Raw genomic sequence first — 12,570 nt, forward strand, 5'->3', positions numbered from 1 at the left:
CGCGCGATGTGTTCGACGCAGGCAGGTCAGGAAAAGCAGCACATAACAAAGTCGCACTGAACGTACTGAAGCACACCACCAAAGGAGAGCAACACACCATGAGCAAGATCGGGAAATCGCGCTGCGCCATCGCTGTCGGTGCTGTGGCGCTCGCGCTGGGCGCCGCGCAAGTCAATGCGGCCGAATTGACGGTCGTCAATTTCGGCGGCGCGAATGGCGACGCGCAAAAGGTTGCATTCAACCAACCGTTCGAAAAAGAGACCAGCAATAAAGTCACCGCCGTCGAATACAACGGCGAGCAGGCCAAAGTGAAGGCGATGGTCGAGGCCAAGCATGTGAACTGGGATGTGGTGGAAGTCGAATCGGGCGATATCGGCCGTGGTTGTGATGAAGGGCTGTACGAGAAACTCGACTGGTCGAAGATCGGCAAGAAAGCGGATCTGATTCCCGAAGCGCCGCAAACTTGTGGCGTGGGCTTCTTCGTGTGGTCGACGGCGCTTGCGTACAACGCCGACAAGCTGAAAACGGCGCCGGCCGGCTGGGCCGATTTCTGGGACGTCAAGAAATTCCCGGGCAAGCGTGCGATGCGCAAGGGCGCGCGCTACAACCTCGAATTCGCGTTGATGGCCGACGGCGTGCCGCCGAAGGACGTCTACAAGGTGCTCGCCACCAAGGAAGGCCAGGACCGCGCGTTCAAGAAGCTCGACGAACTGAAGCCGAATATCCAGTGGTGGGAAGCGGGCGCGCAGCCGCCGCAGTTTCTCGTCGCGGGTGATGTGGTGATGTCGACTGCGTACAACGGCCGGATCGATGCTGCGCAGAAGGAAGGCAAGAACCTGAAGGTGGTGTGGAACGGCAGCATCTACGACCTCGACTACTGGGCGATTCCGAAGGGCACGCCGAACAAGGCGCTGGCTGAGAAGTACATCGCCTATTCGATTTCGTCGAAGCCGCAACAGGACTATGCGCACAACATCGCGTACGGCCCGGTGAATGTGGCGGCGATCAAGGCGCTCGATCCGAAGACGCTCGCGAATCTGCCGAACTCGCCGGCTAATGGGAAGAATGCGGTGCTGCAGAACCTCGCGTTCTGGACCGATCATGGCGATGAACTGGAGCAACGGTTTTCGTCGTGGGCTTCGAAGTAGTTAGTGTTGTGTGGGAGGGCGTGGCGGGTTGAGTGAGGTCGCGCCTTCGAAGTTTGAAATGAGGCGCGCACATCCTGCACGGATGTGCGCGCGGTTCCAAGGTAAAGCTGGAGACAGGTGTGACTACGATGACGATCGCTGCCGATTCGACGCCTGAATCAAGTGGCCGGCTCAAGCGCGAGCTGAAGGCCGCGGAAGCCAGAAAGCGGGCCATGGCCCTGCTGCTGATCGCGCCGCTCGCGATTTTTCTGCTGCTGATTTTTGTCGTGCCGATCGGCGCGCTGCTCACGCGCGCCGCGCAAAATCCCGAAGTCGTCAACGCGCTGCCGCATACGCTGGCGTCGTTGAGCGCGTGGGATCGCAAGACGCCGCCGCCGGATACCGCGTATGCCGCACTGGCTGTCGACCTCGCCGCGATCGCCGACAGCGACGGCATGGGCGCACTCGCACGACGCCTGAACGTGGAGATTCCGGGCTACCGTTCGCTGGTCGCCAAGTCAGCGCACGCCATGCCGTTCGTCGACGACAACAGCAAGCCCTTGCAACTGACGCCCGCCCAGATTCACGCGAAGTTCGCCGAACTGGACGAACGCTGGAACGACATCGCGTACTGGCAAGCCATTGCGAAAAATTCCGGCGCGTATTCGCCGTTCTATCTGCTGGCTTCGCTCGACCACAAGCAGGACGCGTTCGGCCACATCATTCCGACCGATCCGGATCAACAGATTTATCTCGCCGTGTTCAGCCGCACCTTTGTGATCGGCGCGGCGGTGACGTTCTTCGCGCTGTTGCTCGGCTATCCGCTGGCCTATTGGATTTCGACGCTTTCCGAGCGTCGCGCGAATCTGGTGATGATTCTCGTGCTGATTCCGTTCTGGACCTCGATCCTCGTACGCGTCGCGGCATGGATCGTGATTCTGCAAAGCGAAGGGCTGGTGAACAAGGCGCTGGTCGGCAGCGGGCTGTTGCACGATCCGCTGTCGCTGCTGTTCAACCGCACCGGCGTCTACATCTCGATGACGCATATTCTGCTGCCGTTCATGATCCTGCCGCTCTATAGCGTGATGAAGTCGATCCCGCCGACCTATCAGCGCGCCGCGATCTCGCTCGGCAGTCATCCGTTCGCCGCGTTCTGGCGCGTGTATGTACCGCAAACCTATCCGGGCATCGGCGCGGGCGCGTTGCTGGTGTTCATTCTGGCGATCGGCTACTACATCACGCCGGCCTTGCTCGGCGGACCGAACGATCAGATGGTCAGCTACTACGTCGCGTACTTCACCAACGTGACGATCAACTGGGGCATGGCGTGCGCGCTCGGCGGTCTGCTGCTCGCCGCGACGCTCGTGCTGTACGTCATTTACGGGCGCTTCACGCGTTCGTCACTGAGCCTCGGCTGAACGGAGTCTATTGCGATGAAACTTGCCAAGCCTTTGTTCGCGCCGCATACGTCATGGGTCGAGCGCGTGTGGTATTTCGCGCTGCGCGGTCTCGCCGTGCTCACGCTGCTGTATCTCATCTTGCCGGTGTTGGCGATCGTGCCGCTGTCGTTTTCGTCGAGCACGTTTCTGGTGTATCCCATTCCGGGTTGGTCGTTGCGCTGGTATCAGAATCTGATTGCGTCCGATGAATGGCGCATGGCCGCTAAGAACAGCTTTATCGTCGCGCCTTCGGCGACGGTGGTCGCAACCGTGCTCGGCACCTTGGCGGCAATCGGACTGACCAAGGCGAACTTCCGCGGCAAAGGGCTGCTCATGGCGATCCTGATCTCGCCGATGATCGTGCCGGTGGTGGTGGTCGGCGTCGGCATGTACCTGTTCTTTGCGCCGCTTGGGTTGGCCAATACCTACATCGGCCTGATTCTCGCGCATGCGTCGCTCGGCGTGCCCTTTGTCGTGACGACGGTGGCGGCGACTTTGCAGGGTTTCAACTACAACCTGGTGCGGGCGAGTTTGTCGCTGGGTGCGAATCCGGTGAAGACGTTTTTCCGCATCACGTTGCCGGTGATCGCGCCGGGCGTGATTTCGGGTGCGCTGTTCGCATTCGCGACTTCATTTGATGAAGTCGTCGTGACGCTGTTCCTGGCGGGCGCGGATCAGACTACGCTGCCCCGACAGATGTTTACCGGTATCCGCGAAAATATCAGCCCGACCATCGCCGCGCTGGCGACAATTCTGATTGTTTTTTCCACCAGTCTGTTGCTGGCGCTCGAGTGGCTGCGTGGGCGAAATGCAGCGCGGGCGGTTAAGGTTTGAGTATCTGCCCAAACGGATGACAGCTTTTATTTGAGACGCATGACTATCAACAATTTTCTGACTCTAATCTAAGATTGTTCCCATTCCCTGTGCATCAGTGTCTCTTCATACTCATGTCCCTTGACAAGAAGATGCGCTCGACGCGGGGAATCAATGAAGCACCAGCTAACGCTGCTAGTGTGCGCGCTCGCCTTGACAGCTTGTGCGGACCACGCTGCGCGTGACCGACTTGGCGTCGAAGACGCCACCTTGCTGCAAAGCGGTTTCGGCACCACTCAAGACGAAGCCGCAGGCGCGGTCAACCCGCAATGGGTCAGCACTTACGCGCTGGTCGTGAGCAGTAGCACGACACTCGCTTTACTGCAGACCCAGCTCGATCGTTTGCCAGAAAATAAGAACGGCTATTTTCACGCCAAGGCACAATGCTGGATCAATGCCGCCCAACAGGCGCGGCAAGCTAACGACCACTGGGGCTTCGTCGAAGAAGCGATCGGCCAGGCGGCCATGATCACGATTAGCCTGGAGAACGGCACGCCGTTATCCGCCGTCAATCCCGCGCTACGCACCGTGTCCACGGTGCGCCCCGATCTGTGGAAGATCGTCAACACCATCAAGTCGGATCCCGCTGTTGCGAAGTGTCCGCAGGCGCAGCCGCCGGTCGCCTGCGCCGAAGTCGAGCTGATGCAAGCGGGGCATGACGCATGGCGACGCAGTTTCTCCGCCGCCGAAAAACGCTTGCCTGAAGTGCAGGATAACTTGCGCCAGTCGGCGGAAACAGCGCTGCAATGCAAGCAGGCGATGCAAACACCTGCGGCCACTCCGGTGCCGGCTACTTCTGCTTCTACGGCCATGGCGCCGCGAAAGATCACGCTAAGGGCCGATTCTCTTTTCCGATTCAACGGTGGCGACGAGGCCGCGATACTGCCCGCCGGCAAGCGCCAGTTGGATGACATGGCAATCGGTCTGAAGACGGTTTCCGCGATGCATGAGCTGAAGATCACCGGCTACGCTGACCGCCTCGGTGGCAAGTCACACAATCTTGCTTTGTCCACGCAACGCGCGCGCACGGTCGAGCGATATCTGCGCGCGCACGACGTGAACGTGCCGATCACTGTGCGGGGCAGGGGCAGTGCGAACCCGTTGGTCGACTGCCGGCAAACGAAGCACGAAGTGTTGATGCAATGCCTCGCGCCGAACCGCCGCGTCGAAATTGAACTTGTGGCGGCCGGTTCCTAGCGGGCTGTTGCATCGAAAGCGATCTTAGGTGCCGACGAACTGCCGCAGCACGCGGCAGGTCGGTCGTTTCGGATTGCCCGTGTCGTATCCATATTCGTCACGAGCAATTTGCCGCACACATTCACGTGTATTGAAGCTCGACACTGGCAGTAACCGGCGTCGCAAGGCGTGTGTTCAGGAGGATTAAGAAATATGTCGACTATTCTGGTTATCGATGATCATCCGGCTTTCCGTATGGTCATCAAAATGCAGCTCATGCAGTTGCTTGGCGTTGAAGATGTGATCGAGGCCGATAACGGTCAGTCTGCTGTGGAATTGGCCCGGGTGCACACCCCTGAACTCGTCATACTGGACCTCGATATTCCGCGCATCAGTGGACTCGACGTGATTCCCCGTCTCAAGCTCGTTCATCCGCCGGTCCGCGTGATGGTGTTGTCGGGCCACGATCCGGCCACGTTCGCGCCGCGTGCGATGCGCTCGGGTGTCCATGGTTTCGTCGGCAAGTCGCAGGAAATGAAGGAGATCATGCGCGGCGTGGAGGCGGTGCTTGCCGGCTACACCGTGTTTCCCGTGACGGCCAGTGGCGGTGGCATGGCGCTCGCTGCCGGAGTGGGAGGGGAAGAGACAAGGATCGGGCTGCTGTCGGATAAAGAGCTTGTGATTCTGCAGATGCTCTCGAAAGGCATGTCGAATAAGGCGATTGGGGATGCTTTGTTTATGAGCGACAAAACCGTCAGCACATACAAGGGCCGTATTCAGGAAAAACTCGGTCTTTCGTCCTTGGCCGGGCTGATTGAATTCGCGACGTTGCACCGTTTGATCGACTAGTTTGCGGGCTATGAATATGATGAACTTGTCCCGTTACTCTGCGTGCACATGGCGTCAAACGCTTAACGATTTGCTGGATACCTCGCCATTAGAATCTCGCGCGTTCGTGTTCAACGAGAGCGTGACGAACCTGCGGGAACTCATCGACGGTGTAATCGCATTGCTCGTCCCATTTGCATCTCGGCGCGATTTGCGCCTGCGCGCGAGCGTCGGTCGAACGGTGGCCGAAACGATTCGCGCCGATAGTGCCCGGTTAGGCCAGATCATTTTCCATTTGCTCAACCGAACGATCCGGCTCGGCACGCAGGGAGAGATTTCGCTCGTCGTGTGGGCGCAGGATTTGAATTCGGGCACGCAACGTGTCTTTATCAGCGTGGTCGACGCGGCTGAAAATGTAGTGCCTGCCGCGCGGTCACAATTGTCCAGTCCAATCACTGATGATCCAGAGGTGGCTAAACGGCTCGGTGACGCCAACGCGTGTTTGCCACTCTGCCGGCTACTGGTGCAACGCATGCGCGGCGAGCTCTCTATCACGAGCGGTTTAGAGAGGGGGCCTCGCGCAACCTTCACCGCGTTGTTCGCCGTCGAACAACGGGAGACATCTGCGGGAACGGTTAGCGGCAGCACACAGGTGCCTCTTTTCTCCAGCGCCACGCAGGCACGGGATACCTCCGCAAGCCCCTCGTTTGAGCCCTTTGAAAGTCGTTACCTCGACGCATTGTCTGAAGAGGGTGTCGATCTTCACGCGTTTCTCAACAACTGGCGTCAGTCAGTGAATGACGACCTCGCGCGCCTCAACGCCTTGCTTCGCGAAGACGGCTTCGAGCATTTCCATGATGTTCTGCATCGTTTGAGCGGAGCAATGGGTCTCGTCGGCGCACGCAGTCTGATGGAGGCGTTGCGGCGCGCAAGCACGTCGCCACTGGCGCACAACACCGGATCAATCGGCACGCTAACGGCGCGCGCCAGAACCCTCGTCACGCAACTCGAAGCAACGTCGCGCGCGTACCGGAGCACCTCGCAATGAACCGACCGCTGGCCTTGATTGAAGGCGATCTGGCGCTTCCAATTCCGCGGCCGTTTGAAGCCTTGCCGCCGCCTTTCGGTTCACGGCGACGGCAGGCCCAGACCATCGCGCAGCGCGAACCGCAACCCGTGCCACTCACCGCTGCGCAACAGGCAATCCAGGATGCGGTACAACACCCGTCACTGCCAGCACGTCGTGGACCGTTGCCACCCGGCGTGAAGTTTCTGTTTTTCTACAAACTGCCGGCGCAACCCGACCATTCTCATCGGTTTGCGGAGCAGTTGGCGGAAGCCGGGTACTACCTGAAAATGGGTCAAGTGCGCCCGAGGTCGACCCGTTCGGATCACGTCCTTGGAGCGGCGATCTTCGCGGGCTGCAGCATTGCACTGGCCTGGCTACTGGCCACCTGCACGACGCACGATGCCGACAGGACGACAGCCACGACCACGGCTACGGCCAGGTCAATCACGCAGCCGGTTGCATCGGCAGACGGTAGTGCGATGTCGCTTCATCCACGCGAGCGTGCCCAACCGGCACAGCCGCCGGTCGAATTCGCCCGCACGATCGCGCGCAGCGCACCTTTGGCCGCTACTTCGCCGCAGGCGACGGCTCCCACCGCTGCTCCTACGCCAAACACAGCGAAGGCGAGCGCAGTTTCTCCCGATACGCCGAAGCCGCAGCATGTCGAACGCCTTGCGCCGCATCCAACCACACGAGTGTCTACGCATCAGGACGTGGCAACCCAACCCGCAAAGCCCTATCACCGGGTCCCAATCACACACCTCAGCAAACCGCGAGCGGACGAACGCCTGGCACTAAGCCGCACGGCCAAGCCGTCCAGACAACCGTCCACGTCGCAACAACCCGATTGGACCGTGCGCTCTTCGTCCGCAACAGACACAGCCGAGCGCGCCGCATTGCTCGACTGGGCCACCCAGCAACGGCGCGCGAACATCACGACGCGCGCCCGCATCCCAGTGCCGAAAGATACCGACTGGAGTGCCCACCTAACGCAGCGCCGGATCACCGACAATCCTGAAGCCTTCGGCACAAGCGGCGCCGACAAATAGCGCCCAAAAGTAAACAGCCAAAAAAAAGCCCGACCACTGGTCGGGCTTCAAAGTCAGCTGCGTCCTCCACAGGACGCAGCCCCTGCAAAACAGCTCGCAGTTACCGCTCAGGCAAGCGAATGCCTTAAGCAGCCAGCAGCGAACGCAGCACGAACGGCAGAATCCCGCCGTGCTTGTAGTAGTCGACTTCGATCGGTGTGTCGATACGCAGCAGCACGGGCACGCGCTTTTCCTTGCCGTCCTTGCCGCGAATCACCAGCGTCACTTCCTGTTGCGGCTTGAAGTCCGCGCCCAGGCCTTCGATGTCGTACGTTTCTTCGCCGGTGATGCCGAGCGATTGCACGCTATCCGAGCCCTTGAACTGCAGCGGCAGAACGCCCATGCCGACCAGGTTCGAACGGTGAATCCGCTCGAAGCTGCGTGCGACCACAACCTTCACGCCCAACAATTGCGTACCCTTCGCAGCCCAGTCACGCGACGAGCCCGTGCCGTACTCTTCGCCCGCGAACACGACGGTCGGCGTGCCGGCGTCGATGTACTTCATCGCTGCGTCGTAGATCGACAGTTGTTCGCCGCTCGGCTGGTGAATCGTCAGGCCGCCTTCCACACGCGAGCCGTCTGCCTTCGTCGGGATCATCAGGTTCTTGATCCGGACATTCGCGAACGTGCCGCGCATCATCACGTCGTGGTTGCCGCGGCGCGAGCCGTAGCTGTTGAAGTCGGCCTTCTGCACGCCGTTTTCCTTCAGCCACTTGCCTGCCGGCGAGTCTTCCTTGATCGAGCCAGCGGGGCTGATGTGGTCGGTCGTGACCGAGTCACCGAAAATGCCCAGCGCGCGCGCGTTCTTCACAGCAGCGATGCTGTCGGCCGGCGTCATCGAGAAGTCCTTGCCGAAGAACGGCGGCTCAGCGATGTAGGTCGACTTCGGCCAGTCGTAGACTTGACCTTCTTCGCCTTCGATCTTGCTCCACAGGTCGCCCTTCTTGGTCAGCGACGCGTAGTTCTTACGGAACGCGTCGGCATCCAGTGCGAACTTGAGCAGCGCGTCGACTTCTTCGCTGGTCGGCCAAATGTCGCCCAGGTAGATGTCCTTGCCGCCCTTGCCCTTGCCGACCGGTTCGGTCATCAGGTCGCGCGTAATGTTGCCGGCGATCGCGTAAGCGACGACCAGCGGCGGCGAGGCCAGGAAGTTGGCGCGGATGTTCGGGTGAATACGCGCTTCGAAGTTACGGTTGCCCGACAGAACCGCTGCCGCGACGATGTCGTTCTTCGTGATCGCTTCGTTCAGTTCCGGCGTCAGATCGCCCGCGTTGCCGATACAGGTCGTGCAACCGTATGCGGCCAGCGTGAAGCCGAGCTTGTCGAGGTACTTCATCAAGTCGGTCTTCGTCAGGTATTCCGTGACGATGCGCGATCCCGGCGCCAGCGAGGTTTTGATATGCGGCGCGACGGTCAGGCCGGCTTCCACGGCCTTCTTTGCCAGCAAGCCCGCAGCCAGTAGCACGCTCGGGTTCGACGTGTTCGTGCACGACGTGATCGCCGCGATCAGGATGTCGCCGTTCTTCACGTCGACGCCGTTGCTCGTCGTGTATTGCGCGTCGAGATCTTCCGACTTCTTCGCAAAGCCGTTTTCTGCAACCGGCTTCGAGAACAGGTCGCTGAAGGTCGACTTCACATGACCGATTTCGATACGGTCTTGCGGGCGCTTCGGACCTGCCAGCGACGGCGTCACCGTACCGAGATCCAGCGTGACGACCTTGGTGTAGTCGATCTGGCCAGCCTTCGGAATACCGAACAGACCTTGCGCCTTGAAGTAGTTTTCGAAGGCGGAGATTTCTGCGTCGGTGCGGCCCGTGCCCTTGAAGTAGTCGATGGTTTTTTCGTCGACCGGGAAGAAGCCCATGGTCGCGCCGTATTCCGGCGCCATGTTGCCGATCGTCGCGCGATCCGGCAGCGACAGCGACTTGGTGCCTTCGCCGAAGAACTCGACGAACTTGCCGACCACCTTTTCCTTACGCAGCAGTTCGGTGACGGTCAGGACCAGGTCGGTCGCCGTCAGCCCTTCGCGCAGTTTGCCCTTCAGTTCGACGCCGACCACGTCCGGCGTCAGGAAGTACACCGGCTGGCCGAGCATGCCCGCTTCCGCTTCGATACCGCCCACGCCCCAGCCCACCACGCCGATGCCGTTGATCATGGTCGTGTGGCTGTCGGTGCCGACCAGCGAGTCCGGGTAGTACACCGTGTCCGCGCCTTCAGCCTTCTTGTGCACGCCGCGTGCGAGGTATTCCAGGTTCACCTGGTGAACGATACCGACGCCCGGCGGCACGACCTTGAACGTGTCGAATGCCTGCATGCCCCACTTCATGAACTGGTAGCGCTCGTTGTTGCGCTGGAATTCCAGTTTCATGTTCAGGTCGAGCGCGTTCTTTTCGCGGAAGTGATCGATCTGCACCGAGTGATCGACGACCAGATCGACCGGGACCAGCGGTTCGATCGACTTCGGATCCTTGCCCATGTGTTTCGCGACACCGCGCATGGCAGCGATGTCGGCGAGCAGCGGCACGCCGGTAAAGTCTTGCAGCACGACGCGCGACACGACGAACGGGATTTCATCGACGCGCGCGGCGGTCGGCTTCCAGTTGGCGAGTTGCTCGATGTGTTCTTCGGCGATTTTCTTGCCGTCGTAGTTACGCAGCACCGATTCCAGCACGATTCGGATCGAAACCGGCAGGCGGTCGATCTTGATGTTCAGTGCCTTGCCGAGTTGCGGCAGGGAGTAGAACTTGCCTTTGCCGGAACCGCTGTCGAATTCCTTGAGCGTTTTGTGGAGGTTGTGGGCCATGGTGTTTTCCTTGGTTTGATCGCGGAACTACAGTACTTAACTAGATGACGTACAGATCGACGTATTCATTGACCGGCATGGCTTCGAGCCTTGCCTGATCCAGCGACACGTCGAGAATCGCCAGTTGTTGCTTGACCGGAAAGCGGCGCGCGAGGTTGGTCTTGAACTTCTCGACCAGCAACGGAATCCCGTCTTCGCGACGACGCTTATGACCGATCGGGTATTCGACTACGACTTCGTCGAATGTCGAACCGTCGTTGAATTCGATCGTCAGTGCATTGGCGATCGAACGCTTCTCCGGATCGTGGTAATCCTTCGTGAACTGCGCGTCTTCGACACATTCCATCTTCGCGCGCAGCACATCGATGCGCGCGTCCTGCGCGATCGAATCTTCATAATCCGCGGCCGTCAGGCGGCCGTGGATCAGCGGCACGGCGATCATGTACTGAATGCAATGATCGCGGTCGGCCGGATTGTTCAGCGGACCTTTTTTATCGATGATGCGAATCGCGGCTTCGTGCGTGCGGATCGTGATCTTGCTGATGTCGTCCACGCTCCTTCCCGCAGCGTTGAGTTGCGCGTGCAACTTCATCGCGGCTTCCACCGCCGTTTGCGCATGGAATTCTGCCGGAAAAGAAATCTTGAAGAGCACGTTTTCCATCACGTACGAACCGTACGGACGCTGGAACCGGAATGCGTTGCCCTTGAAGAGCACGTCGTAAAAGCCCCACGTCTTCGCCGTCAGCACCGACGGATAGCCCATCTCGCCGGTCTTCGCGATCAGCGCGAGACGCACGGCGCGCGACGTCGCATCGCCCGCGGCCCACGACTTGCGCGAGCCGGTATTCGGCGCGTGGCGGTACGTGCGCAGCGCATGCCCATCGACAAACGCCTGCGACACCGCGTTGATCAGTTCGTCGCGCGTGAGTCCGATCAACTGGCCGACCACCGCGGTCGACGCCAGTTTCACCAGCAATACATGATCGAGCCCGACCTTGTTGAAGGAGTTTTCGAGCGCGATACAGCCTTGAATTTCGTGCGCCTTGATCATGGCGATCAACACGTCTTTCATCGCCAGCGGCGCTTTGCCCGCCGCGATGGCACTGCGTGAGAGCCAGTCGGCCGTCGCCAGAATTCCGCCGAGATTATCCGACGGATGCCCCCATTCGGCGGCAAGCCAGGTGTCGTTGAAGTCGAGCCAGCGAATCATGGCGCCGATGTTGAAGGCGGCCTGAACCGGGTCCAACTGGAACGACGTGCCCGGCACCTTCGCGCCGTTGGGGACGATCGTGCCCGGCACGATCGGTCCCATCAGCTTGGTGCAGGCCGGGTAGGTGAGCGCCTCGAGTCCGCAGCCGAGCGTATCGATCAGGCAATGCCGCGCGGTTTCCAGCGCGAGCGTGCTGTCGATCTGATAATCCAGAACGTAGTCGACGATATCGGCCAGGACTGGGTCCGGGTCGGGTCGCACGTTGGAAATCGGAGCGGACATCGGGGAGCTTTCCTGATGACGATATTTAGTTGCTGGTCTTGTCGATCGCGTTCGATTGCGTCGGAGCCGGCGCGCCTTGCTGCATGGCTGCCGTCTTGCACTCGTCGGCCAGACGCGAGCTGTCCTTATCCGAGAACAACATCGCCTTCGTCGGGATCACGACCAGGTCCATACCCGTTGCGGCGTCGTGGAAGCGGTCTGCGCCCGTGGTGGTCGCTTCGCGCGGCAGATTGTAATTTTTGTTAGCCCAGTGAACCGTGACGATCTGGTCACGCTTCATGTCGCCCTTCAGTTCGAAAGCCAGGCCTTCGTTGCACGACCACTTTTCCGCGCCTTCCGGCACCGGATCGACCTTCGCTTCCTTGGCCGGGTTCGCTTTGCGCTTGATCAGGCGCTTCGGCTGCGGTTTTTTCGGCGCAGCGTTGGCAGCCGGCTTCGTGGTGGTCGCCGTTTGCGCGGCGGCGTCAGTCGCGACGGACAGCATCGTCGTGGACAGGGCGCCAATCACGGCGGCGATCATCAGCTTTTTCATGGAGAAAACCTTTCTATCTAGTTTCAGTTAAACATTCCGCGGGCTACCGGTCCTGGCGACCGCGTGGTTGAACTGCACGCGCTTTGAAAGCGCACAGCGACCGCTATTTTCTCCTATTTAGCGGCAGGTACTTCAAATTCTCA

The 12,570-nt window shown here is 60.2% G+C and carries 10 protein-coding genes; 7 read left to right on the plus strand and 3 right to left on the minus strand.

The window, feature by feature from the left end; translation table 11 throughout:
• The first annotated feature begins 98 nt into the window (after window positions 1-98).
• The 7 genes from PQR42_RS29535 (at window position 99) to PQR42_RS29565 (ending at window position 7,561) form a co-directional block, all read left to right on the plus strand.
• The gene (locus PQR42_RS29535; protein ID WP_132383583.1) at window positions 99-1,148 is read left to right on the plus strand and encodes an ABC transporter substrate-binding protein; all 1,050 of its coding nucleotides are present in this window, start codon (window positions 99-101) and stop codon (window positions 1,146-1,148) included.
• A 119-nt stretch (window positions 1,149-1,267) separates the two neighbouring features.
• A complete protein-coding gene (locus tag PQR42_RS29540; RefSeq protein WP_408205377.1) occupies window positions 1,268-2,545 on the plus strand; it encodes an ABC transporter permease in 1,278 nt (425 codons plus the stop codon).
• Window positions 2,546-2,560: 15 nt separating this feature from the next.
• Window positions 2,561-3,400: an ABC transporter permease gene (locus tag PQR42_RS29545; protein ID WP_408205376.1), complete on the plus strand. Its 840-nt coding sequence runs from the start codon at window positions 2,561-2,563 to the stop codon at window positions 3,398-3,400.
• A gap of 153 nt (window positions 3,401-3,553) precedes the next feature.
• Window positions 3,554-4,636 (plus strand): OmpA family protein, encoded by a 1,083-nt coding sequence (locus tag PQR42_RS29550; RefSeq protein WP_408386976.1) that lies wholly within the window; start codon window positions 3,554-3,556, stop codon window positions 4,634-4,636.
• Between the two features lie 192 nt (window positions 4,637-4,828).
• Window positions 4,829-5,464, plus strand: coding sequence for a response regulator (locus PQR42_RS29555; protein ID WP_408205374.1), 636 nt, complete (start codon window positions 4,829-4,831; stop codon window positions 5,462-5,464).
• 16 nt (window positions 5,465-5,480) lie between these two features.
• Complete coding sequence (locus tag PQR42_RS29560; protein WP_408386975.1) at window positions 5,481-6,491, plus strand: histidine kinase; 1,011 nt, start codon at window positions 5,481-5,483, stop codon at window positions 6,489-6,491.
• Window positions 6,488-7,561, plus strand: coding sequence for a hypothetical protein (locus PQR42_RS29565; RefSeq protein ID WP_408386974.1), 1,074 nt, complete (start codon window positions 6,488-6,490; stop codon window positions 7,559-7,561). The genes PQR42_RS29560 and PQR42_RS29565 overlap by 4 nt, the downstream gene beginning before the upstream one ends.
• A 124-nt stretch (window positions 7,562-7,685) precedes the next feature.
• Here the strand turns inward: PQR42_RS29565 and acnA are convergent, their stop codons facing one another.
• Genes acnA through PQR42_RS29580 form a run of 3 tightly spaced genes read right to left on the minus strand, consistent with a single transcriptional unit; the run spans window position 7,686 to window position 12,427 of the window.
• Entirely contained in the window at window positions 7,686-10,403 is a 2,718-nt protein-coding gene (acnA, locus tag PQR42_RS29570; RefSeq protein ID WP_408205371.1) for an aconitate hydratase AcnA, read from the minus strand.
• A 40-nt stretch (window positions 10,404-10,443) separates the two neighbouring features.
• Window positions 10,444-11,895 (minus strand): bifunctional 2-methylcitrate dehydratase/aconitate hydratase, encoded by a 1,452-nt coding sequence (locus PQR42_RS29575; protein WP_408494340.1) that lies wholly within the window; start codon window positions 11,893-11,895, stop codon window positions 10,444-10,446.
• 25 nt (window positions 11,896-11,920) lie between these two features.
• Window positions 11,921-12,427: a hypothetical protein gene (locus tag PQR42_RS29580; RefSeq protein ID WP_408205369.1), complete on the minus strand. Its 507-nt coding sequence runs from the start codon at window positions 12,425-12,427 to the stop codon at window positions 11,921-11,923.
• Window positions 12,428-12,570 lie beyond the last annotated feature (143 nt).

The sequence above is a fragment of the Paraburkholderia sediminicola genome, from assembly GCF_046027355.1.
GTDB lineage: Bacteria > Pseudomonadota > Gammaproteobacteria > Burkholderiales > Burkholderiaceae > Paraburkholderia > Paraburkholderia sediminicola_B.

Excerpts from the sequence above, each read along its gene's own strand:
- PQR42_RS29565 (WP_408386974.1), top strand. The coding sequence starts at position 6,488 with ATGAACCGACCGCTGGCCTTGATTGAAGGCGATCTGGCGCTTCCAATT.
- PQR42_RS29535 (WP_132383583.1), top strand. The coding sequence starts at position 99 with ATGAGCAAGATCGGGAAATCGCGCTGCGCCATCGCTGTCGGTGCTGTG.
- PQR42_RS29560 (WP_408386975.1), top strand. The coding sequence starts at position 5,481 with ATGATGAACTTGTCCCGTTACTCTGCGTGCACATGGCGTCAAACGCTT.
- PQR42_RS29545 (WP_408205376.1), top strand. The coding sequence starts at position 2,561 with ATGAAACTTGCCAAGCCTTTGTTCGCGCCGCATACGTCATGGGTCGAG.
- PQR42_RS29580 (WP_408205369.1), bottom strand. The coding sequence starts at position 12,427 with ATGAAAAAGCTGATGATCGCCGCCGTGATTGGCGCCCTGTCCACGACG.
- PQR42_RS29555 (WP_408205374.1), top strand. The coding sequence starts at position 4,829 with ATGTCGACTATTCTGGTTATCGATGATCATCCGGCTTTCCGTATGGTC.
- PQR42_RS29575 (WP_408494340.1), bottom strand. The coding sequence starts at position 11,895 with ATGTCCGCTCCGATTTCCAACGTGCGACCCGACCCGGACCCAGTCCTG.
- PQR42_RS29550 (WP_408386976.1), top strand. The coding sequence starts at position 3,554 with ATGAAGCACCAGCTAACGCTGCTAGTGTGCGCGCTCGCCTTGACAGCT.
- acnA (WP_408205371.1), bottom strand. The coding sequence starts at position 10,403 with ATGGCCCACAACCTCCACAAAACGCTCAAGGAATTCGACAGCGGTTCC.